Annotated in this window: 17 protein-coding genes and 2 pseudogenes; 5 read left to right on the top strand and 14 right to left on the bottom strand. The window is 42.9% G+C overall.

Translation table 11 applies throughout. The annotated features are described in order from the left end of the window. Positions 1-143 precede the first annotated feature (143 nt). From KK078_RS20030 to KK078_RS19995, 9 genes and pseudogenes are all read right to left on the bottom strand, one after another. Complete coding sequence (locus KK078_RS20030) at positions 144-1,157, bottom strand: AlbA family DNA-binding domain-containing protein (protein WP_254092091.1); 1,014 nt, start codon at positions 1,155-1,157, stop codon at positions 144-146. A 25-nt stretch (positions 1,158-1,182) separates the two neighbouring features. Then, the gene (locus KK078_RS20025) at positions 1,183-1,542 is read right to left on the bottom strand and encodes a hypothetical protein (RefSeq protein ID WP_254092090.1); all 360 of its coding nucleotides are present in this window, start codon (positions 1,540-1,542) and stop codon (positions 1,183-1,185) included. A gap of 12 nt (positions 1,543-1,554) precedes the next feature. Continuing rightward, positions 1,555-2,523 carry a putative phage abortive infection protein gene (locus tag KK078_RS20020; protein ID WP_254092089.1) on the bottom strand — a complete coding sequence of 323 codons (969 nt, stop codon included), beginning with the start codon at positions 2,521-2,523 and terminating at the stop codon, positions 1,555-1,557. Positions 2,524-3,010: 487 nt separating this feature from the next. Further along, entirely contained in the window at positions 3,011-4,420 is a 1,410-nt protein-coding gene (locus KK078_RS20015) for an ApeA N-terminal domain 1-containing protein (RefSeq protein ID WP_254092088.1), read from the bottom strand. Positions 4,421-4,560: 140 nt separating this feature from the next. Continuing rightward, entirely contained in the window at positions 4,561-5,199 is a 639-nt protein-coding gene (locus KK078_RS20010) for a hypothetical protein (protein ID WP_254092087.1), read from the bottom strand. Between the two features lie 132 nt (positions 5,200-5,331). Then, a pseudogene (locus tag KK078_RS30840) lies at positions 5,332-5,622 on the bottom strand (HNH endonuclease); the annotation flags it as partial. Positions 5,623-6,172: 550 nt separating this feature from the next. After that, positions 6,173-6,781: a hypothetical protein gene (locus tag KK078_RS20005; protein ID WP_254092086.1), complete on the bottom strand. Its 609-nt coding sequence runs from the start codon at positions 6,779-6,781 to the stop codon at positions 6,173-6,175. An 814-nt stretch (positions 6,782-7,595) separates the two neighbouring features. Continuing rightward, positions 7,596-7,787: pseudogene (locus KK078_RS20000) on the bottom strand (transposase); the annotation flags it as partial. 347 nt (positions 7,788-8,134) lie between these two features. Further along, on the bottom strand, positions 8,135-9,040 hold the full coding sequence (locus tag KK078_RS19995) for a hypothetical protein (RefSeq protein WP_254092085.1): 906 nt from the start codon (positions 9,038-9,040) through the stop codon (positions 8,135-8,137). Between the two features lie 722 nt (positions 9,041-9,762). On the opposite strand from KK078_RS19995, the gene KK078_RS19990 reads away from it, so the two are divergent. Continuing rightward, positions 9,763-10,563, top strand: coding sequence for a cation transporter (locus KK078_RS19990; RefSeq protein ID WP_254092084.1), 801 nt, complete (start codon positions 9,763-9,765; stop codon positions 10,561-10,563). Positions 10,564-10,976: 413 nt separating this feature from the next. Here KK078_RS19990 and KK078_RS19985 read toward each other — a convergent pair whose 3' ends face one another. From KK078_RS19985 to KK078_RS19965, 5 genes are all read right to left on the bottom strand, one after another. Next, positions 10,977-13,253, bottom strand: a complete 2,277-nt coding sequence (locus KK078_RS19985; RefSeq protein WP_254092083.1) for a multicopper oxidase domain-containing protein — start codon at positions 13,251-13,253, stop codon at positions 10,977-10,979. Positions 13,254-13,259: 6 nt separating this feature from the next. Beyond that, positions 13,260-15,779 carry a heavy metal translocating P-type ATPase gene (locus KK078_RS19980; RefSeq protein WP_254092082.1) on the bottom strand — a complete coding sequence of 840 codons (2,520 nt, stop codon included), beginning with the start codon at positions 15,777-15,779 and terminating at the stop codon, positions 13,260-13,262. A 4-nt stretch (positions 15,780-15,783) separates the two neighbouring features. Further along, entirely contained in the window at positions 15,784-16,278 is a 495-nt protein-coding gene (locus tag KK078_RS19975; RefSeq protein ID WP_254092081.1) for a DUF305 domain-containing protein, read from the bottom strand. 6 nt (positions 16,279-16,284) lie between these two features. Further along, on the bottom strand, positions 16,285-17,151 hold the full coding sequence (locus tag KK078_RS19970) for a DUF3347 domain-containing protein (RefSeq protein WP_254092080.1): 867 nt from the start codon (positions 17,149-17,151) through the stop codon (positions 16,285-16,287). A gap of 580 nt (positions 17,152-17,731) precedes the next feature. Next, positions 17,732-17,962, bottom strand: coding sequence for a heavy-metal-associated domain-containing protein (locus KK078_RS19965; protein WP_254092079.1), 231 nt, complete (start codon positions 17,960-17,962; stop codon positions 17,732-17,734). An 837-nt stretch (positions 17,963-18,799) separates the two neighbouring features. Between KK078_RS19965 and KK078_RS19960 the strand changes: the two genes are divergently transcribed. From KK078_RS19960 to KK078_RS19945, 4 genes are read left to right on the top strand one after another with little or no spacing between them, the layout of a single operon-like run. Further along, a complete protein-coding gene (locus KK078_RS19960; RefSeq protein WP_254092078.1) occupies positions 18,800-19,171 on the top strand; it encodes an ArsR/SmtB family transcription factor in 372 nt (123 codons plus the stop codon). Beyond that, positions 19,168-20,340: a mercuric transport protein MerTP gene (merTP, locus tag KK078_RS19955; RefSeq protein ID WP_254092077.1), complete on the top strand. Its 1,173-nt coding sequence runs from the start codon at positions 19,168-19,170 to the stop codon at positions 20,338-20,340. The genes KK078_RS19960 and merTP overlap by 4 nt, the downstream gene beginning before the upstream one ends. Positions 20,341-20,345: 5 nt before the next feature. After that, positions 20,346-20,711 carry a glyoxalase superfamily protein gene (locus tag KK078_RS19950; RefSeq protein ID WP_254092076.1) on the top strand — a complete coding sequence of 122 codons (366 nt, stop codon included), beginning with the start codon at positions 20,346-20,348 and terminating at the stop codon, positions 20,709-20,711. Beyond that, positions 20,708-20,920: a GDCCVxC domain-containing (seleno)protein gene (locus KK078_RS19945; RefSeq protein ID WP_254092075.1), complete on the top strand. Its 213-nt coding sequence runs from the start codon at positions 20,708-20,710 to the stop codon at positions 20,918-20,920. Before KK078_RS19950 ends, KK078_RS19945 begins: the two co-directional genes overlap by 4 nt. Positions 20,921-21,024: the final 104 nt, after the last annotated feature.

Here is a 21,024-nt window from a genome sequence, read left to right as displayed (position 1 = left end):
GTTTCTTCTTGGAGGTCTCGCTATCACCAGTGGTGCTCCGCACAATATGTTGTAGAACGAGGTATCGGTCGTAATTACTATCTAAGCAATATCTAACTAAATATCCCATAGCAGTTCCTTTCAACGACCGGAATGTGATAAAACTATTGTAGCAACTCTTTAAGAACGGTGTCTCTATTTACACCATTTTGTGCTTGCCATTCAGCTATTGTCACATTTTCCGACCTTACAACTATCATCTCATTTCTGTTTGGCATTTTTGAAAAATCAATTGTGTAGTCCGATTTTTTGGTTGGAGAGTATCGACCTGATACTATTATATGAATTTCCATATGCTGGTTGGCTCCCAATGATGTTGGGGAAACAGTAAAATAGTTGCCATCCCTAATCGGTTGTCCAAAGTGTAGTATTTTCTGCACCGGGTCTTTGAAATATTCTTTTCCATTCCATCGATAATTATTAGAATGGGGAGCAATTTGCGCTAGGGGAAATACTAGTTCTCCGCCAAAAACGCGAAACGAAATCTCTTCGTCATTCTGAAATTGCGACCAGTTAATTATATATAAATCAAAGTGCACTTGGTAATGTCCATTCGCTAAGACGTTTGCTCCGGTAATCTTAAAATATATGCAGATGTCCGGAAATCTAACTTTCTTGAACAATGCTTCTATGTAGTGGTGCGGAGCTATTCTAGTTTGTCCATCTATCCTCATATAGTAAGTATTATCTGTTTGATGAGGTGCGTAATTGCTAGGAGATATTTCAAACACGAAGACAAAATTTTGTTCTTGATTACATATTTGCAATTTAATGCGGTTCGGAATCGGAACGATACGGTCGGTGACCATGTTAATAAGAGCGTCTTTTTCGATGTGGGTAGGGTAAGGGGTTAAGGCGCCAACAAACCGCTTCGGCCCATTCCCACCGTCTGAGACACCGCTAGGAGCACCCCAAATTAGAATGCCGCCGTCGGAATTTAAGAAGGCACACACACTTTTTGATAGTCCTTGTATTTTTTGATCAAGTGCACCGGCTGCATTGATGGACTTAAATTCCAAGCTATCAGATTCATGTTTATCGGTCGTAAAGAACTCTTCCAAGTCTTGGTAGGTCAACGCTTCCAGATCCTTGCCGAATACTCTCATGGATAGTGTCATAATCGATTTAGTAATGGTAAGTATTTTAATTTCTTGATTGTGACTGAAGCTCTGATAATGGCTGATCTCGAATGATGTCGTGTTGATCTTTGGAGGTGTGTACGTAAAATCTATCGCCAGTTCTTTTAAACTTTATTGCACTTTTATGCAACTCATTTTTATTTTCAACGATTGAGTAAGGCGGAAGATAGTATTGTCCATCGTAATGACTTTTCACGATATATACAACTAAAATGTTTTTGTATTCCGTATCAGGGTGGTGATCATCCATACCCTTAACTAATGTTGGTATTGCAATGTTTGAATTTGAGTTTTCTGAACTGAACAGAAGGTCAGCCATCATGATAGGATTGCCGTGATTAAGGGAAAGGGAAATTAATGTCATAACTCGCCTATCTTACGTATTAGAGATTTTTGATTTTTGGTCCCACTCTTCGTTCGTTAGAAACTTAAATCGCGTTTTGGGAAGAAGCCAGTGATGCCACGGATCGAACAGTGCTTCTGGCATTAAAATGGGCGCCAAAATCCCGAGATCGTCTACCAAAGCGCGAAACTCTGTATCAGCACTTATTGTATAGTAGAACAACATTACCAGCTCGTCTTGTGAAAGTTGCGCCGTAACCAACGCGAAGTATCGGGCTTTATCTTCTGTATACTCGATAGATGCGATGTATTCCAAGGTGTTTCTAAAATATCGAAAGTAATGATCAAAGTTATGATAATGCGGCTTTAAGGCGGTAAGAAAAGCCTGACCGGTTGATGTCCTAACTTGATCGACAGTGTAGGAATCGGGGCCGGGCATTTTAGTTAGAACTCTCGGGCCGGTGGACGTTAAGCTCGTCAGCGATTGAAAATAAATATGGAATTGCAGAGTGGCTGGATTGTACATCAGTTCTCTATTGAAGCCCGTTGGATAAGCGAGATTCCGTTTAACATCAAGGCGGACGTTATGGATATACTCACGACCTTTCATTTCTGAACTTCCTGTATGCCCATCAAGGTACATAACTGTAACTGTTCCCGACGTTTCATTTACGATTTCTCGCAGAGTCGATAACATAGCAAAAACCGACGTTTCAGCACGTTGGTCGTAAAGTGCATTTTGCGTGGCTTCCAATTCATCCTTCTGAGAATGGTATGTTCGCAACACTAGGTACATTGTAAGCAAGCCGGCAGCGGTACCGACAATGCCTCCAACTACGTCACCAAGCTGGCCAAAGATCGCCGGGTCAATCATGTTTGAGCTTCCGGCAGGAAACGGGACGCGTCGAGCAAATAGGTAAATTAAGATTCCAGTGAACAATACCGATCCCCAGGTAACAGCTAGCGTTATGTTGGTCAATGAATTGCTATTCTTCTTCTTCATTTCTTCATTAGCACGCGTGCATGTAGATAGTCTTTTACGGTATTTAATTGTTGGTTCAGTCCAGATCGATAAACTTTATAAGGCTTTTCCATGGAATTCCTAAAAAAGATACATTATCGAAAATTGCAATGCCAACCCGACAATTTTTTTGAGAGATTGAATATCTTGTTTGCCTTATTATACACCTTGTGAGCACCAGCTACTGAGCTTATTGTAACGGCGCTATCTGCCGCGAGAGCCATTCCTCGAGTATTTAGAAGTCCAACTATAGAAGTCATATGTTATGGGGTTTACGTTGCCGTATCCCGGGGTTCGCGAAATGCGGCGGCTTCTAAACTAAAAAAATGCTCACTAAAAACAAATTTACTTATGTGATAATTATATTGCGTTACAAAGCGGCGGTGGGGTTTCTGATGCCGGTGCTGCCATTTGCGGTCGGTTGAAAGAAGTTGTTTTAAGCGGCATGAATCTTTGTAGCATGTGTGCACTATTTGGCGTTGCTTTTCCGGTAAAATTCTAATGGGCTGCCATAGCGATGGCACCGCTCAATTAGCTTACATGACGTTTCTGGATTGATGCCAATGGAGTCCAATATGCATACAAGTAGGAGTATTCTAGCCTTTATGTAAGCGTCCTGATTTTCGGCGCCGATGTCGCTTTTTTCGTTACGCCCATGAGATAGTGAATTTCGTATTTCTGCCAAATGTTTTGCAAAATCCAGTTTTTCCGAAGGGGCGTCAAAAATGCCAGTAAAGCTTGTTGCATAAACCTCGAGCAATCGAACAAGACGATCCTCCAACCTAGTTGTCTTTCGAAAGGCTCGGGCCTTTAGCCAATCTTTTTCTTTGCTGTCCAGCTTCGCTAATATTGGTTTTAAACTTTCTTTAAAAGCGTCCTTTGTCTCATCGTCTTGAGGATTTGATAGTCGATGGTATTGCTCCAATCCTTGAATAATGTTTAGTACACGGTTATTGAACATAATACTTGTTAGTAAAATACCCGTTTCATTGTATCGTTTATTAGTATCAAGGTATATATCGTATACAGTACTAAATTGAGTATATGAAGCGAACCATTTATTAATCGCATTTTTGAAACCGTGCTCTCCCAGTTTGTAATAACTAAAAAGCATGGAGCTTGGGCTACGATGGCTGTCGGAATCTTTGGAGACTCTGTTCCTAGAGCTCGCCTTTGTAATGAACACAGTGGTTTGATTTTTCAATCCACATTTCATCATGCTCCATTGAATTGTTATAGAACAATCAAGAGCTAGTTCCATAAGTTTCTGAAAGGCGATGGCTTTTTCTTCAAACTCGACGAAAGGGCGATTCGTTTTAGAAACAAAATCCACTGAATGGTGAATTTGATGGCTTACTCTAGTCCGTTTGGTAATATCATGTTCTCTGAGGAACTGGTGTATGTGAACTGAGAATCCATTTTCTATGTCTATCACTAACTCTTTGTTTAATCGAGGGTCAAGGTCCGAAAGTTGACCCGTTATATTTTTGAATGGCGATTCGTGAGTAAGATCCTCCATCCATGCCGAGAGATAGGTGTATGAGCAAGATATCGCCGTTGCGTTTATATCGTTTGTGCTGGCAAAATGTTCTCCCTCAAACATTAGTTTCGGAGATATTGAGAATGTTGCAAACTTTTTGCCGATCTTGTTTTTTGCGACTAAGTCACAGTTAACGAGCGTAATTTTTCCTTGCCAAGTTTCCCCCAGTATAATTGAGTATTGGCTAATTTCGTTCTCGTTGTCGTAGAGGGGTTGACCTAAGAAGTCTGTTTCTGTGTAAAGCTGAAGTTCCATGGCTCCATCGTCTATAGTCAAGGTCCCTGGAAGTTTCGTAGTTGGATTCTTGGGTGAAAACCAATCGCCGTTTATTTCAGTCATGTTGCGGTAGAGTTAAAAAAAGAATGCTTTTTCGTTCTAGTGGCTAAAGTAGATGCCTAAGTACGCAGTGTATCTGCGCAGTTGACATTTCTCTGTAAGAGCTCTACAGTTTTTTTTACTGTCGGGAAATTCCGGGAAGCTTAGGGAGCAAATCTCGGTGTGTAACCATCATTTGTAAACTCTTGCCAGTATGCTTGTGCCAGGAATGCGGAAGCTTTGTCTTTTAGGTAGTTTTTGTCTGGTAACTTCTCCGTTGTGAAGTTTAGGAACGTGGTTCCGTCGCCCGTGCATAATTCGCTCTCTATGAAATCGTATACCTTTATTCCCGGGGCGGTAGGCCCAGGCAACACGATTGCAAATTGGCTAGTGGAGCTTCGGGTTGCCAGTGAAAAAATTACAAGGAATGCTCGCATGTCCTTGGGAAGAGTAATTATGTGAATACCCTCCATGTGTTTTGGGAACTTGTGTGCTATCCAGAATATTTTGATTACCTCTTTGTCTGGGTGCATCAGTTGCTCTCTGACCGTAAAAAGCCCGCTGTTCAGCAGGAAGCTGTTGCCTAGCGTAGCGAATGCGAGGAGATAGCCGATACGGAGTAAAGCTATATTTGCGCGCCTTGTGTCGAATATTTTAGAAACTGTCATGGAAAAGGCCGGGTTCGGGGCCGCGTCCTGTAATGGACGAAATAGAGGTGGGTATGGCTTGCTGATCCTCGTACGGGGTATGAGCTCATTCAGGAACTTCTCTGCCTGAATAGGGTGTGAGCGGGTCTTCTCCATTTTTAATGTGACCACGCCGTCTGAGCTAACCTTAAACGTTCCATTTATGCTATTACCGCTGAGCTGGTAAGTGACGTTGGCGGACGAGTTGGGAAGGAAATTTTGGGCGTCGGTGTCCAGCAGCGTTTTTAATAGGTGCGCGTCAAGTTCGTGACCCGATCTTGAGTTGCAAGCGTTGCAAGTAAGAGCTCGAGGTCGCCCGCCCAGCGATTTTGGGGGGATGTCTTCAAACGTTAGAAAATTGCTAAGCGAAGTGTCCAGATCTTTTTCGAGGAACAGCCGGAAACATAATGGGCAGATGTAACCGTATTCGAAGTCTGGCTCGAACTTAATAGACGCATGCTCTTTTACCCATTCTAAATTTTGTGAGAACGATCTGAATAAATTTGCTCGACCGACGGTTCTGGCGCTTTGACGTCCCATTTATAGCTTTTGTTAAAGCTAACGTATGTTAGTACTTTTAACAAAGTGTAGGCGACATTTTTTGTTTTTGGTGACCGGTGTTAGTTTGCTTGCTTCAACGTTAGATGCAATTCAAATTGGCGATATGCTTTTTTCTACCTGCAAGTGGTGCCACACGTGCTTATCGGGCTACTCATCCTAACAGTTGTTTGGTATGGCCAATTCAATTACTGGCTGTTTGTTAATAGAATGGCCATTTCATGTACTTTTTGGCATTCTTGGACGAATTTTGGATATTTGGCTCGTAGGGTCTACTACTAAAAAGCCTTCTAATTTCAGCAATTAGAAGGCTTTTTTGTGTCCGACTGAGCGGGAATCGAACCGCCCGTAAGTTGTTGCACATCGAGGTTCAGCGAGCACGAATGCAGCACTGTCTCCGGGTTACATTTTCGAGTTAAAAGCAACTTTTCGAAGCTTGCTTTTTATTTTGAAACCTTTCTGATTTTATGGGCTGGTATTCTTCTTGCCTGCAACGGAGAGCACGGATGTTAACATTTGAGAATGTAGCGGATCAGGAAACGTGCCGGGGATCAACATCTGGATAACTAAGCGAGCTTGTACAGATATCTTTGTTCTTAAGATATCCCCAAAATGTTTCGCCTCTATCCTTATCACCAATGTAGTCCAAATAGTTAATACAATTTTTAGGGTCAAATTCAAACGATACTCTTCCTTTTGTATAGAGCTTAAGATCGCATGCTCCATAAGGGAAGTAAATTGATGCGTTTAAATGATAGCAGAAACATTGACGGTCGATCTGATCAAGATTCCATTCTCGTTTGAATGTTTGGGTCGTTCCATTCTTTAGTTTAACAAATTCCCCCTTGTCATATGGTGAAATCTTGATTTCACCGGCAACTACCTCTTCAAATGTTAAAGTCGAGAAACCTTTTACGGTCAATCTTCCATTTTTTTTCAGGGCTTCCGAAATATTGGGATAGTCCAATACTTCTATGAATTCATCCTGCACAGCGGTTCTTTCGATATCTGCTCCCCATATTTTAAAGGTGACAGTTTCGGGTAGCTTATTTGTTGGCTCAAAAAATATTGTTTTGCTATCGTAGAAATCAACGAGCTCACTGTCAACAAAATCTACGCCTGTTAAGTCTAATCGTACCATTGCTGTATCGATGATATGGTTACTATTTCACTAATGTGAGTAATTTGGTCAAGCTGCGCCAGTTATAGAGCATCTTTTTTACCGGGGAAATTGCAGGTTTATATCTAATTGCGGCATTCAGTCATGTTACTAATATATATTTTGAAGAAACGATTTTTAAATGCAGTCATCACTTTTGCCTAGGGACAAATGGAACTAAAAGATACTGCGTTTCTCCTACTTCAGGTAGAACTGTGTCCAGAAGATTCTTTAGCCAAATTATATCCTCCTCCTTATACGGATCAATGTTGACATCAAGCAGCATTATCAAACTGGTCTCGGAAAAATGGTCCGTGTACATGATGTCAATGAATTCGTTTTCTAACCTTTCGAGTGCTCGCTCTGGTTTGGAAAGATTCTTAATCTCGATATATCTTTTTACAGGAATTGGATTCATTGTTCGCTATGAATTAGGTCGGAATATAATGATCTTGTTCAAATCTGAAGAGGTTTTGAACCCAGAACCCTGAGTTCCTCCATAAGGCGGCGCAAAAATTCCTTCAATTCAGCTTTGCAACCAAGGGGACGCATTTTATCATAAAAACGCAGGGAACGACGAACACGAATGGGTGGATGGGCCGTGGCACAGAGTCCGATCACGATTACCACCATCACACTGGAAAGGTTGCTGAAAGGGGATACGACCGTTGCCCGTTGACTATCAAAAGATTGCCCCACAATTGACAGTGACCGCTGTATACGAGACCCGTACGTACAGTGGTGTGAGACAGTGCCCAGCAAAGTGTGTAAGCGTCTAACGAACTGCGTAAAGGGGCTATATTTTGCATCTCTCTCCGAAGATGTTGATAAATTGATTTACAACTAAATTCCAGTTCCGGATCGGCATGGTCCACTTGCGTGTTATCTCCCGTAAGGCCAGGAAGACCGATTTGATAACCGAAGCGTCGTTTGGGAAGGACATTTTGATCTTTGTATACTTCCTGATCTTACCGTTCAGGCGGAGTATTGAACACGCGGCGTTCTTTTCCATCCAACAATATAGTCATTGAATGTAATAGAGTCCATGATTGCAGATACAACATTTTACTGGTCAATTATCAGCCACACAAGCTAGGTGCTAAAGACAAACGCCAAGCTCTCGACCGGGGCTAATTGCCACTGTCTGACATCTAAGCGAAGCCGGAGATGATAACCTACGAATGCATTCGTAGATCGGCAGTGTTGTATCCATTTCATCTTGCTTTTGTTCATTTCCGACATTTGGGTTTGTCGCGTTGAAACAAACCCATCTTGGAATATTAGGCATTCTCGCTGACAACTGCCATGTGCAAGATGTAGTTACTCAGGGAATGCTTAAGGTTCGCTGTAATATTTCGCCCAATTGCGATACCACATCCAGTCTGCACGGCTGCCGATGTCGACGTATTTGATGAACTCGTGACGTACTGATTTATCTTTTTTCGTTATTCTGATTTGCAACCCATAATGCTTTTCGTTTTCTTCCTTTATATAGCGTTCGCGATATTTGTTGAAGTTCCTGATCAATTCGTTGTACATTAAAGCAAGTTTATGAAAGCGTTCTTCCCATTCATCAAAACTAATCTGGGAGAGTGGCGCGTGATCAGCTGGATCATAGTTAGTAAAGCCAAGTTTTCCTTGTTCAATATAGAACTGGGAATGTGCTGTCGCGTTTCGGATTTGCGACAAGTATATATCCTTTATTAGTTGATAAAACTTCGGACATATTTTCTTGATTGGATCCCGGATAATGTTTCGTATAAGATTCTGCCGAGAGTCATCTTTGCCTAGCGTATAGTGCCAATCGTAGTTTTTTCCTTGGGCTAGGTTCGATAGCTGGTACAGTTTTCTTAGCATCACATCCGATTCCCAGAACTTAAGATAAGCCATGAGTTCTAGCTGAAGCGTCATATCGTAATGCGCTTGTTTCTTAAGGTTTGTCTTAAAGTCAGCAAAGTATTCATTCCGCGGGGTCTCCTCAATTTCCCGTCGGTACGCATCGAAGAATCGATATTGAGTGTGGTCTGTATAATAGGACCAGCCGCCGATTCCAAATACATAAGGGGAAACCTTCTCACCTCCGTGGAGCGGGCTTTCGAGATTTGCTTGATAAAATCCGTTGATTTCAATAAGTAGCAAGTCTTGTTCGTGCGTTTGCTTGGCTTCAATGGTAGAAAAAAGTTCGTCGACGGCATCTTCGACTTGCGGTCCGTACTTTTTCAATGTTTCTAAAAATAGCATGGCTCTCTTTCGTTAAGTATTGATACAAAGAAAATAAACACCAACGCAGCCTTTTTGCGCAGACGATGGAGTAGGCAGACGATATCAAGTCAGGCCAGGTAGTGGCCGGGCATCGATCAAACGGTCGAAGCTCAATATATTGATACTTAGTAAGTTATGACGTTGCTTTTGGTAAATCGAGCAAAGTGGACGCAAAAAATACGTTTCGTCAGTAAATAACCTGCTACTCTCGGAAAATCTCGCGAAGCCGGCACGCGTCAAGACCGTCGGATGTACTGCTTAACGGGTTGGAATTGCGGAGAAACTCACGGTGTGTGATCTCGCTCGTTAGCCAGGTAGCCGTCGAAGGCCTCGTCATTAGGCCGGTGGCGCCGGCTTGCGATCTCGATTACCCCTTCCTAAAGATGACCGACTCGGCCTAACTTCCGGGTAGACGTGCCTACGAGGAAGCAAAGTACGAGTTTCCTCGTACTTCCTCCGATGACTTATTGGGACGTTGATTATCCATAAAAACGCTTAAATCGTGCAGTTTTTGGCATTCCTGGATAAAACGCGGTTCGATATTTGGCTCGTAGGGTCTACGCTAAAAAAGCCTTCAATTTGCAAAATTTGAAGGCTTTTTTCGTTGATAGGTAAAGGGAATCGAACCCTTCACCATAATCTGTACTTATAGACCCTGTTACAATAGTGTTCAATTCCTATTTTAGAGCCATTAAGTAAGCATGGAAAGATCAACGTTCTTGATTCAAAAAATGGATTGTCCATCTGAGGAAAGTATTATCAGAATGAAGCTCGATGGATTAGAGGGTATTAGGGCACTGGATTTTGATATTCCAAACAGACAGTTGATCGTTACGCATGAAGGCAACCTGGAAGTGATAAAAACCTCTATAGACTCATTAAAATTTTCTTCATCGCTTGAACGATCTGAAAAAATTGATGATACGTTAGGGGATGTCATAGAGACTTCGCATGTCCAATCAGGCCTACTATGGAAAGTTCTCGCTATCAATGCTATCTTCTTCGTGGTTGAGCTTTCAACTGGCTTAGTCTCCAGATCAATGGGTCTAGTTGCAGACAGTTTGGACATGTTAGCGGATGCCCTTGTCTATGGTCTTAGTCTCTTTGCTGTTGGTAGCACGTTAGCAAACAAAAAGAGAGTGGCCGGCATTAGCGGATATTTTCAGTTGGTTTTAGCAACCCTTGGATTCATTGAAGTCATTAGACGATTTATTGGCGTTGAAGAATTACCTGATTTTAGGATGATGATGATTGTTTCCTTGTTGGCACTAGTCGCAAATTGGTCTTGTTTGTTCTTACTTCAGAAATCAAAGAGCCAGGAAGCACACATGAAGGCAAGCATGATCTTTACGTCAAACGACATCATTATCAATATCGGAGTTATTGCCGCTGGACTTCTTGTATTTCTCCTGGATTCAAAATATCCAGATCTCATTGTCGGGACAGTCGTGTTTCTACTGGTCACCAAGGGTGCGTTTTCAATCCTTAAGCTGTCGCGTTAGACTAGCTTTATAAACCTGTTGATCACTAACGATAGGTGTATACGTCTGAGAGAATTTTCGAAAAGGTCCATAAACCTTCGAGGACGAAGAAATAAAGCACTGATTCCGCAAGATTGGTTGCCAATGATGCGACAACCAATGTAAACAGCGCTCCGCGCAAGAATGTGAAGAGATTTCCTGATGACGACATTGCAATTTTCATAGTTTTCTTTTTTGCGCAATGTCATGCTACCTACGGAGGTAGGTTTAGGATTTCTGATGATCGCAAAGGATTTTTGAGAATATACGAATGGCTTTGCACGCTCATGCATTACAAAGAACGTAGATCCAGGAATGTCTAAAAGACCGACCTTAAAAGAATACCAAATAGTTGGAGGAGCATAATCTTTGCACTCACTGGATCTTCACATGCTCTAATAATTTAGGTTCATTCCAACTCCGAATCCCATATCACTGTCATAATGTGCGCGTAGTCCTATGTTTTTTGCAAGAATGTAGCGAAGTCCAACCATGTATTCCTTGTCTGAATTTATCATCAGTGCCATCCTTGCTCGTTTGGTTACAGGAATGTCCTCCCTCATAAGTTGCACGCGTACGTTGCCATCATGAAATACTTCTGTTTCTAAAATCAGGAGCATTGGAAGCGTGTACGCAACACCGAGGCTGAATTGAGTCCTGTTATCCTTTGTGTTTGACTGTCCAAACAAGTTTTCCTCTTGCTCATCTATTCCCATTTTTCTGTATCGCCAGTCAAAACCAATAAAAGGCATGAGCCACTGCATTTTGCCTATGTATCGTCCGATGTGGGTTTCAGTTTCATAACCGTGCATATCGTTGTAGCCGAGCCGCCATTCCGTGCCCAGGCTCCAACGCGTGTTTTGAAACATGAGCATTCCATCATTGCCATTGGTTGCAAAATCATTTTCTGCCATGAAGTGGAAATGCCGGTCATCTGAGAAAAGCTTGCGCTGCGCAGAGCGGGGATTTTTGATCAACGGATTTTTCGGCTGGTTTTCGTAACCGATCACCCTGCCCATTCCGCTCATCATGTGGTATAAAATATGACAATGAAAAAACCAGTCGCCATAAACATTAGCATTGAATTCAAGCGTATCCGTTTCCATCGGCATGATGTCAATGATATTCTTTAAAGGCGCATTTTTACCTTTTCCGTTTAAGACCCTGAAGTCGTGACCGTGCAGGTGCATGGGGTGACGCATCATGGAATTGTTGTACATGATGATGCGGACATTCTCACCTTTTCGTATCAGAATCTTGTCGGCTTCACTTACTACTTTATTATCAAGGCTCCAGACATACCGGTTCATATTGCCCGTCAATTCAAAACGAAGTTCACGGACAGGGCCTTCCGGAAGGGTAGTGTTTTCAGGTGATTGCAGCATTGCATAGTTAAGCGTCACAATGTCTGAAAGCTTATTTGAATTGTATTGATCTTCCATCGATGGCATGGAATGGTTAGCATGTTCGTCTTGATCACCGGAAGCACCTTTGTCTTTTTTGTTTGCTTCCCCGGTAATCTCCGGGTACATCACCACGTTCATGTCCATCTGGTTCAGGCTCATATTCATGCCCATATCATCGAGGTCACCGTTCATCTTCATCATCCCGTTCATCATCTTCATCCCTTCGAAATATTTTAGCCTGGGAAGTGGAGAGATCAATTGCTTAGTGCCGCTGCCTACATACAGGGATGCTGATTTTGTGCGGTCTTCAGGAGTTGCTAAAAATTCGTAGGCCGTATTTTCTGCCGGAATGCTTACAACTAGGTCGTACGTTTCAGAAACAGCAATTAACAGGCGGTCAACTTCAACCGGCTCAACATCATTGCCATCATTGGCAACAACAGTTATTTTTCCGCCCGCATACGTAAGCCAGAAGTTAGTAGATGCTCCTCCGTTAGAGATACGCAGCCTGACCTTTTCGCCCGTCTTTAATTGTGAAAGCGTGCTCTGATTTTTTCCGTTCATTAAGAACCGGTCATAGTACACATCGCTTACATCCATGGCCAGCATTCGCTTCCATTCGTTTTTTACTTTCGTCTTGAAATGCCCTGCCTTGATCGCTTCACTGTAACTCTGGGTTGCTCCTTTTTTTATCGCGAACCAATCCGAAGCGTTGTGCAACATGCGCTCAACGTTGTTGGGATTGTAGTCTGTCCATTCACTCAAGACCACCGGCACGGTCGGCAGATCATCTATGCCTTTTCTAAAGGTCGGATCGTTTGCCCGCTTATTCAGGATCATTGAACCGTACATTCCCAGTTGTTCCTGAAGGCCGCTATGACTGTGATACCAATGCGTGCCATGCTGGATGATCGGGAAGCGATAGATATATGTTTCTCCCGGTTCAATGGGCATCTGTGTTAAGTAGGGAACTCCATCCTCCTGGTTTGGCAGAAACACTCCATGCCAGTGCAATGAGGTGTTCTCCTTCATTTCATTGTGAACGTAGATCTCGGCTGTGTCACCTTCGGTAAAGGTCAGTGTTGGCATGGGAATCTGTCCGTTTACAGCGATGGCTCTTTTTTCTTTTCCAGTAAAGTTGACCATCGTGTCTTTTACATATAAGTGATAGCGGACAACTTTTTGGCCGTAGGATATGTGTACAGCAAACAATGCTATTATCACAGTCAGTACTATGCTTTTATAGATTCTTTGAGATCGATTCATACAAGATTAAATTTTTACTGCCCTTAACCTGAGCGCGTTTACAATTACTGAAACTGAACTAAGGCTCATGGCTAACGCTGCAATCATCGGGGAAAGCAATATTCCAAAGAACGGGTACAGCAATCCGGCAGCGACCGGCACACCAAGCGCATTGTAGACAAAAGCAAAAAATAAATTCTGCTTAATATTTTTCATCACTGCATGACTGAGCTTTTGTGCTTTGACAATGCCTTGAAGATCGCCCTTCACTAGTGTGATCTTTGCACTTTCAATGGCGACATCCGTTCCGGTTCCCATCGCAATACCAACGTTCGCCTGTACCAAAGCGGGTGCATCATTAATACCATCCCCGGCCATCGCAACGATTTTCCCCTGGGCCTGAAGATGTTTGATTTCTTTAAGCTTGTCCTCCGGGAGACACCCAGCTTTGAACGAGGATAGTTTCAGTTGCTCAGCTACTGCGCGTGCAGTGTTCTCATTGTCACCGGTGAGCATAATAACTTCGACCCCGTGTTGCATCAATTCTTTTATAGCCGGGCCGCTTGTCCCTTTGACAGGATCGGTTATAGTAACAAATCCGCGTGCTACTCCGTCAACTGAAATATAGGATACTGTCTTACCGAGTTTTTGTTCTGCAACTATTTGATGTTCCAGATCGTGAGCAACAGTTGCACCTACTTTTTCCATCAGCTTCCTGTTACCTAGAGCTATTTTTTTAGAGCCAACCGTCCCGATAACACCCATCCCGGTCACTGCTTGAAAATCGTTTGAAGCCAGGATCAAAATCTTTTTTGTCTTGGCAAAATTCAAAACGGCCTGCGCCAGCGGATGCTCACTGTATTGATTCAGGGAAGCGATGTATTGTATGAGCTCGATTTCAGGATAGTCGGTAGCAACGACTTTCTCAACGGAAGGCTTGCCTTCCGTGATCGTGCCGGTCTTATCCGTGATAAGGACATTTACCTTATTCATCTGCTCAAGGGCTTCTGCGTTCTTAATCAGCACACCGGATTGAGCGCCTTTGCCTACACCAACCATAATTGACATGGGGGTGGCCAGTCCTAATGCGCATGGACACGCGATAATAAGCACGGCAATAGCATTAATAAACCCATAAACTACTGCTGGCTGCGGGCCGACAATTGCCCACGTAACAAAGGTAAGCGCGGCAATAATCACTACCAGCGGAACGAAATAACCTGATATGTTATCAGCCAGCTTTTGAATCGGAGCTTTGGAGCGACTTGCATTGTTAACCAGCTGGATGATTTGCGCGAGCAATGTTTCAGCTCCAACCTTTTCAGCTACCATGACAAAGGAACTGTTACCATTAATCGTTCCGGATGTAACCTGATCACCCGTTTGCTTATCAACCGGGATTGGTTCCCCGGTAATCATCGCTTCGTCAATACTGCCTTCTCCATCCGTGATCTTTCCATCCACCGGTATTTTATCGCCCGGCTTTATTCTTAAAAGATCTCCAGCGACAATATCCTGAATCGAAATCTTCTGATCGTAGCCGTCCTTGATAATGGTGGCCTCGGTAGGTGCAAGCTTCAGCAGCTCTTTTATGGCACCACTGGTTTGACTATGAGCCCGTGCTTCCAGCAACTGGCCGAGCAAAGCTAACGTCAGGATAACAGCCGTGGCCTCAAAATACAATCCGATCGTGCCGTGATGAGTTTTGAATTCGTCCGGAAAAACTCCCGGGAAGAATAGCGCAAAGATGCTGAAGACAAATGCAAGGGAAGTACCCATCCCGATCAGGGTGAACATATTCAGGTTCCAGGTTTTAACTGAAACCCAAGCCCGGACAAAAAACATCCGGCATGCATATACCACTACAGGGATTGTAAGCAGCAGCTGAACATATCCCCAGTACTGTATCCCCATAATGTTGAATAATGGATTATTCGGAATCATTTCCATCATGGAGATCAAAAAGACGGGAACCGAGAATGCAGTTGCCACAACCATCTTTTTCTTCAGATCATTGTAGGCTTGTGTGTCATCCGAGTCTGTCGGAGTCATCGCAACCAGGTTCATCCCGCAGATCGGGCACGACCCAGGCTTGTCTTTGATAATCTCCGGATGCATAGGGCACGTATATTTTGTGCTCAGGACAATCTCTGGAAGCTTAACCAGGTGCATGCCGCATACGGGGCAATTCCCTGGCTTATCATACACTTTATCACCCTCACAGTGCATAGGGCAATAGTATTTTCCAGGCGTACCCGTATCCTCCGCATTAGTGCGGGAATGTTTTTTTGAGTCGTGTTGTACAGTTGATTCTCCATGCGTATGTGAGCTGATACCCGCCTCGCTAATCGATATGGTATAATCCCCAACCTCCGTTAATGCTTTTTGAAGTTTTTCTGTCGGGATATGAGAATGCATCGTAATGGTTGCTAGCGGTGGGTTAAGTTCAACCTTCGCTTGCACCCCGTCAATGCCATTTAATGCTTTTTCCACATTCTTCCGGCAGCCATCACAGCTCATCCCGGAAATGGTGTATGTATGTTTCATGATGTTACTTTTCAAGCTCCTTGAGTTTGGCCTTCATTTGTTCTATCTCTGCCTGTTGACTTACGATGATCTTCTTGGCCAGTTCCTGGATCTCAACATCTTCGATAGGCGTTTGTTCCACCATTAGGATGGCTGCTGCGTGATGCGGGATCATTGATTTTAAAAATTGCTTATCCCCAACACCCGCCTGCTGACGAATACAGAGATAGAAAACAATCAAAGCAATCGAGCCTGAAGCAAACAAGATGATGTTCAGTTTTTTCTTCTTATACATGCTTCCCATTACGATAAGCTCGATGATCATCATCGGCATAGCCATTAACCCGGCCATGTAGAACTGGTTAACGTTGGGGATCACGTTGGAAAATTTGTCAACCATCGCATACATGAGGATGTACATTGCAGCGAAGGAAAGAACAACCATAAGCGCAAGCTTTTTGTACATCATCCCGGTGTGGGATGATGTTGAATGGTTATGAGATTCATGTTTCTTTTCCATAGCTGTTTAGTTAATGGTTTCAACGGTTTTACCGCAGGAAAGCATTTGTGATCCGTAATAAGGATTTTTGATTGCACTTTCTTTGCTCAGCCAGTCAGCACCCTTGCCATCATTGTACATCGGGCAATGCTGATAATATACAGGGGCATCATTTTTAGATACCTTGATGAGTTGATACATATTTTTGGATAGCGTGGTAAAATGATCCCGTTGGTGTGAAACTTCTTTTGTTTCGGTGATGTGTTCTGCGTCCGTTGTCACGTCTTCCTTTACTTTCATCCAAACAGTATGTTCTTCTGGTTTCAGTGTCTCCATTTTCACAGCATTGATGGCAGCAAGCAGATCCTTGGCTTTTGCTGAAGCTGCGCTTCCGTCACTTTTTATGAGTGCGTCTTTAAGGGAGAAATAACCTTCATAAACAGCCTTCAATTGATTTTTATCCTGACTGGTCATTGCGGAGTGATCGTGCATTCCGGCTTCAGGCTTATTAATTGTTGAGTTTGCCATGGCTTCATCTTTATGAGTTGCTGCTTTGGCTCGTTCGTAGTGACAGCATGCCGGAAGCTTTGCATAGGCTTCGTCTGGTGCGAAGAAATGTTCGCTGTCGTATCCAGCTAAAGCAATGCGTCTTAGGATTTCATCCTGGTTAGTTTTAACACTGTCGTAGGTTAGTGTAGCTATTTTGGAATCCTTGTTCCATTCGACTGTTGCAACCTTTTTGACATTACCTGCTTTTTCAATGGCACTTTCGCACATCCCGCAATTGCCATAAATCTTTACTGTAGATGTTTTTGAATTATCTACTTGAGCACTGAATGATTGGAATGATAGCAACATAGAAGCTGCCATCAATATTTTTGATATTGATTTCATGTGATAAGAGTTTAAATTCTTGAAAGAAATAATTGGAAAGCAAGTTTTCGCTTTCGATTGGACAGACCTGTGGCTGTCACGGCAAAGAATTAGCTTATTTTAGGCGGTTGCCAGATTGAGTGGAAGCCCTCAGACAGATTATTTTCTGTATTGATGATGCTATGTTTTCGGCCTGAGAAGTTTATGATTTTGTCTTTCAATAAATTCTCTTGGGCCAAGGCAATGTTGATAGTAAAATGTACGCACTTGCAATTAGAGTGATTGCAGTTTGACCCGCAACCTTGATCTTTTGAGTGTTCGCTTGAACAAGGATCTTGGTCAGACAGATTTTTGTTATAGGTCTTTTCGGTTTTAGGCTTTGATTCCCGGTTAGTGCAGCTTTTTTCGGTCCTTTTGTGATTTTTTCCACATGCGTAGGAGACCGCTGGGATAAGCATCACCCCAAACGTTATAAAAAACAGCACTATGGAAAGCCCCTTCAACATTATTGATGATTAAATATAAGGAATTACCCTCATTTACACTGAAATTGGCCTTTATTATCGATTATTTGTGAATATGGCAGTCGAACAGCCGGATGTCACATCACTTTCTGCTCACGGGTCATGTCATCGTAAATTTTATATTTTCCACCTCCCAAAGCTGTTTGCAGCTCTGACGTATCAATGTGCGCGTCCATCTCAATAACAGCGCGCTGTGGATCTAGGGTTAATTCCGCTGATGTTACTCCAGGATGGGATAAGAGTCTTCTTTTAACGGTGGCCATGCAATTAACACAAGTCATTCCGGAAAGCTTATAAGAGTGTTTCATAATTCAAATTAACGGCTCCCAGGCTGAAGTGGGTTTACACAATTCCTGGAAAAAGTTATAAGGCGGTTTCCTCGATACCAGGAGTTGGGCCAGTAATCGCAATCTGGCACTGATTTTTTGGTATGCCTTACCTTTCGATTTAAGCGAATGCTCAATTCACCACTGGCAGGGTCGGGACGCCTACGAAATGATTCGTAGTTAGTCTTTAGGCCGATTGTTGCGTTGATTATCGACCAAAACCTTTAAATCATGTAATTTTCGGCATTCTTCGATAAAGCGCGGTTCGATATTTGGCTCGTAGGGTCTACGCACAAAAAAGCCTTCAGATGTTAAAATTTGAAGGCTTTTTTTATTGATTCCTTAAAGGAATCGAACCGCGATCAGTTCTTCGTTAAGGTTTAGCCTTTGAAGAGCTTAATAGTATAACTCTTGAGATCCTCCATAACATTTCGAAGCATGTGAATAGCACTATCGACTGGAAGATATTTGAGGAAAAATGACAAACCAATGCGGTTGCTATGCCACCTCGAAGAAATACTTGGATGTTGTTTATTAATGGCTTCTTCATAGTTGTTTTACTTTGTCCAGGACTATTATATAGTTCTCCGTAGGCTTTGCTTAAGGATTTGGAACGATTCGAAGCATTAAGAAAAAACCTTTTATGATTTTGAAACATTTAAAAGCCCGTATTGTCGAGAACTTTAAGAATGGCATGGTAGAAGAAATAGACTTCCTTTTTGCTGGGCATTCAAGATTCATAAATTTTCTTAAAAAAATCGGTCGCCCATAACGTTCGTATCCATTACTTTAGTACTTTAGCATTTACTAAAATACGATATGAACAGTGCTTGTATACGCGTCCTTGCGGATGTAAACCAGATTAAAGAGTGTCGGCAGAAAGTAAAAGCGGTTGACAATTCATTGTTACTGTTAGCCAATGCGTTCAGCCTTGTTGGTAATGATGTTCGCATCAAAATTCTTTACCTGCTTCAGGAAGAAGGGCAGTTGTGTCCCTGTGATCTGAGTGACATTCTTGGCATGAACATTTCCCCAGTATCCCAGCATCTTCGCAAATTGAAGGATTCGAAGATCATCACTTCAAAGAAGACCGGGCAAACGGTTTTTTATTCTATAAGCCCCGCGTATACCGAAATCCTTAAGCCCGTATTCAAATTGATCAGTAATAATAAAGTCCTCGAAATGATATGAAAGCATCTGTTGTATTAACCGTGTTGACTTCAGCAAGCGCTTCGCTATGCTGTATTGTTCCGTTCCTGGGAATCATTGGGAGTTCCGGAAGCCTGATGACGACTGTGTCATGGCTTGAACCTTTTCGTCCGTTTTTTATTGGCGGCACATTATTGTTTTTAGGGATCGCCTGGTTTCAGGTTATTAGAGCCTCCAAAACGGATGCCTGTGGTTGCGAGGAAAAACGCTCCTTCTTTCAGTCAAAGAAATTTCTGGGCATTATCACCGCAGTATCACTACTGTTACTCGCCTTTCCTTCTTACTCCGGAATTTTTAAGTCAGAACAATCCTTTGCGTCTACGCAGGATAAGAGTAAAAAAGTAGTGCTGTCGGTAAGCGGCATGACGTGTGCGAGTTGTGAGCATCACATAGAGAGTGAAGTTAAAAAGCTCGCTGGTGTGTCTGCCGTTAAAGCGTCCTATGCTGACAAGTCCGCAATTGTAGAATACGATCCCATAAAAGTTGATGAGTCAAAGATCATTGCGACTATTAACAACACTGGCTATAAAGTTGAGCAAAATGGGATTACGGGATTAACCAAAGCAGACCGTTGTACTAAAGGTTCGTGTACACCAGAAACATGCAACGCGATGCCTAAAGTGAATGTACCTACCGAGAAAAGCAAAAACCTCAAAGTGCTGGCACGTATCGATGACTTGAAAGTTGCTTTCAATAAAATGCCGGGCAAAGTTAAATTTGTTGCTATCCTTTCATCCAGCTGCGGATGGTGCTTGCAGGGCGCACAGGCAATCCAGCAATCCGTCTCTGAGAAAATGGGTGAGAAGGGTATTAGCGTATTGATTGTTTGGACGAACATGCTCAAGTCGGATGATCAGGACCGTGCTTTTAAGGCCGCTTCCATGTTTACTGACCCGGCAATCATCCAGTATTTTGACGCAGAGAATAAATTTGGCGATCTTGTCGCCCGCAGGCTAAACCCGAAAGGTGAAAAGGCTTGGGACATCTACATGTTCTTTGAGGGAGATGATCAATGGACAAGCTCTTTCCCAAGGCCGTTTGAATACGCTCACCAGTTAAGCGAAACGCTTAACCCGTGGGCAGATCAGACAAAATACTTTTGCGGTAAAGACCTGACCAAAAGACTAAACGATATAACAACTTCACTTTAGCGTGTATGCCAACCAGCGTTGTCCCCATTTTCCGGATTTTCGATTACAAGAAAACGATTGAATTTTACGTTGACTGGCTTGGCTTTAAAGTCGATTGGGAGCATAAGTTTGGTGAAGATTCTCCAATCTATATGCAAGTGTCCCGAGACGGTATTGTGCTGCATCTTTCGGAGCATCATGGCGACTGCTCTTCAGGGGGCAAGGCTTACATAGAAGTTGATGATGTCAGAAAACTTTATAAAGAAATTTGCTCACGTCCATACAAATACAATCATCCCGGCATTGAGCAGGCTCCTTGGAATGCTCCGTGTTTTGAGGTGATCGATCCCTTCACAAACAAATTACTCATTACAGAGCAAGGCAAATCATGAGCGAGGTAACACTACTTTCAACAATTACTTGTCCAGCCTGCGGGCACAAAAAGCAGGAAGTCATGGCCACAGACTCCTGCCAATATTTTTATGACTGTGAGGAGTGCAAGACCATTCTTAAACCTTTAAATGGGGATTGCTGCGTTTTCTGTTCATTCGGTACGGTAAAGTGCCCTCCAATCCAAGCGGGAGTTTCGTGTTGTGGTTAAGTCCACGATGCTCCTGGCCAAGTAATAGGTAGCGTCTAACTAACTGTGTAAAGGTACGATTGACCTCTGGTGGTCGTGGGTAGGAAGCCTACAGAACCAGGTCA

The organism is Dawidia soli, assembly GCF_018598185.1.
Classification (GTDB): Bacteria; Bacteroidota; Bacteroidia; order Cytophagales; family Cyclobacteriaceae; genus Ohtaekwangia; species Ohtaekwangia soli.
The sequence above is the reverse complement of the archived record's forward strand: the minus strand, read 5'-3'. Positions and strand labels throughout refer to the sequence as shown.

Excerpts from the sequence above, each read along its gene's own strand:
- KK078_RS20010 (WP_254092087.1), bottom strand. The coding sequence starts at position 5,199 with ATGGAGAAGACCCGCTCACACCCTATTCAGGCAGAGAAGTTCCTGAAT.
- KK078_RS19950 (WP_254092076.1), top strand. The coding sequence starts at position 20,346 with ATGCCAACCAGCGTTGTCCCCATTTTCCGGATTTTCGATTACAAGAAA.
- KK078_RS19990 (WP_254092084.1), top strand. The coding sequence starts at position 9,763 with ATGGAAAGATCAACGTTCTTGATTCAAAAAATGGATTGTCCATCTGAG.
- merTP (WP_254092077.1), top strand. The coding sequence starts at position 19,168 with ATGAAAGCATCTGTTGTATTAACCGTGTTGACTTCAGCAAGCGCTTCG.
- KK078_RS19985 (WP_254092083.1), bottom strand. The coding sequence starts at position 13,253 with ATGAATCGATCTCAAAGAATCTATAAAAGCATAGTACTGACTGTGATA.
- KK078_RS20025 (WP_254092090.1), bottom strand. The coding sequence starts at position 1,542 with ATGACATTAATTTCCCTTTCCCTTAATCACGGCAATCCTATCATGATG.
- KK078_RS20005 (WP_254092086.1), bottom strand. The coding sequence starts at position 6,781 with ATGGTACGATTAGACTTAACAGGCGTAGATTTTGTTGACAGTGAGCTC.
- KK078_RS19975 (WP_254092081.1), bottom strand. The coding sequence starts at position 16,278 with ATGGAAAAGAAACATGAATCTCATAACCATTCAACATCATCCCACACC.
- KK078_RS19970 (WP_254092080.1), bottom strand. The coding sequence starts at position 17,151 with ATGAAATCAATATCAAAAATATTGATGGCAGCTTCTATGTTGCTATCA.
- KK078_RS20015 (WP_254092088.1), bottom strand. The coding sequence starts at position 4,420 with ATGACTGAAATAAACGGCGATTGGTTTTCACCCAAGAATCCAACTACG.
- KK078_RS19965 (WP_254092079.1), bottom strand. The coding sequence starts at position 17,962 with ATGAAACACTCTTATAAGCTTTCCGGAATGACTTGTGTTAATTGCATG.
- KK078_RS20030 (WP_254092091.1), bottom strand. The coding sequence starts at position 1,157 with ATGACACTATCCATGAGAGTATTCGGCAAGGATCTGGAAGCGTTGACC.
- KK078_RS19995 (WP_254092085.1), bottom strand. The coding sequence starts at position 9,040 with ATGCTATTTTTAGAAACATTGAAAAAGTACGGACCGCAAGTCGAAGAT.
- KK078_RS19945 (WP_254092075.1), top strand. The coding sequence starts at position 20,708 with ATGAGCGAGGTAACACTACTTTCAACAATTACTTGTCCAGCCTGCGGG.
- KK078_RS20020 (WP_254092089.1), bottom strand. The coding sequence starts at position 2,523 with ATGAAGAAGAAGAATAGCAATTCATTGACCAACATAACGCTAGCTGTT.
- KK078_RS19980 (WP_254092082.1), bottom strand. The coding sequence starts at position 15,779 with ATGAAACATACATACACCATTTCCGGGATGAGCTGTGATGGCTGCCGG.
- KK078_RS19960 (WP_254092078.1), top strand. The coding sequence starts at position 18,800 with ATGAACAGTGCTTGTATACGCGTCCTTGCGGATGTAAACCAGATTAAA.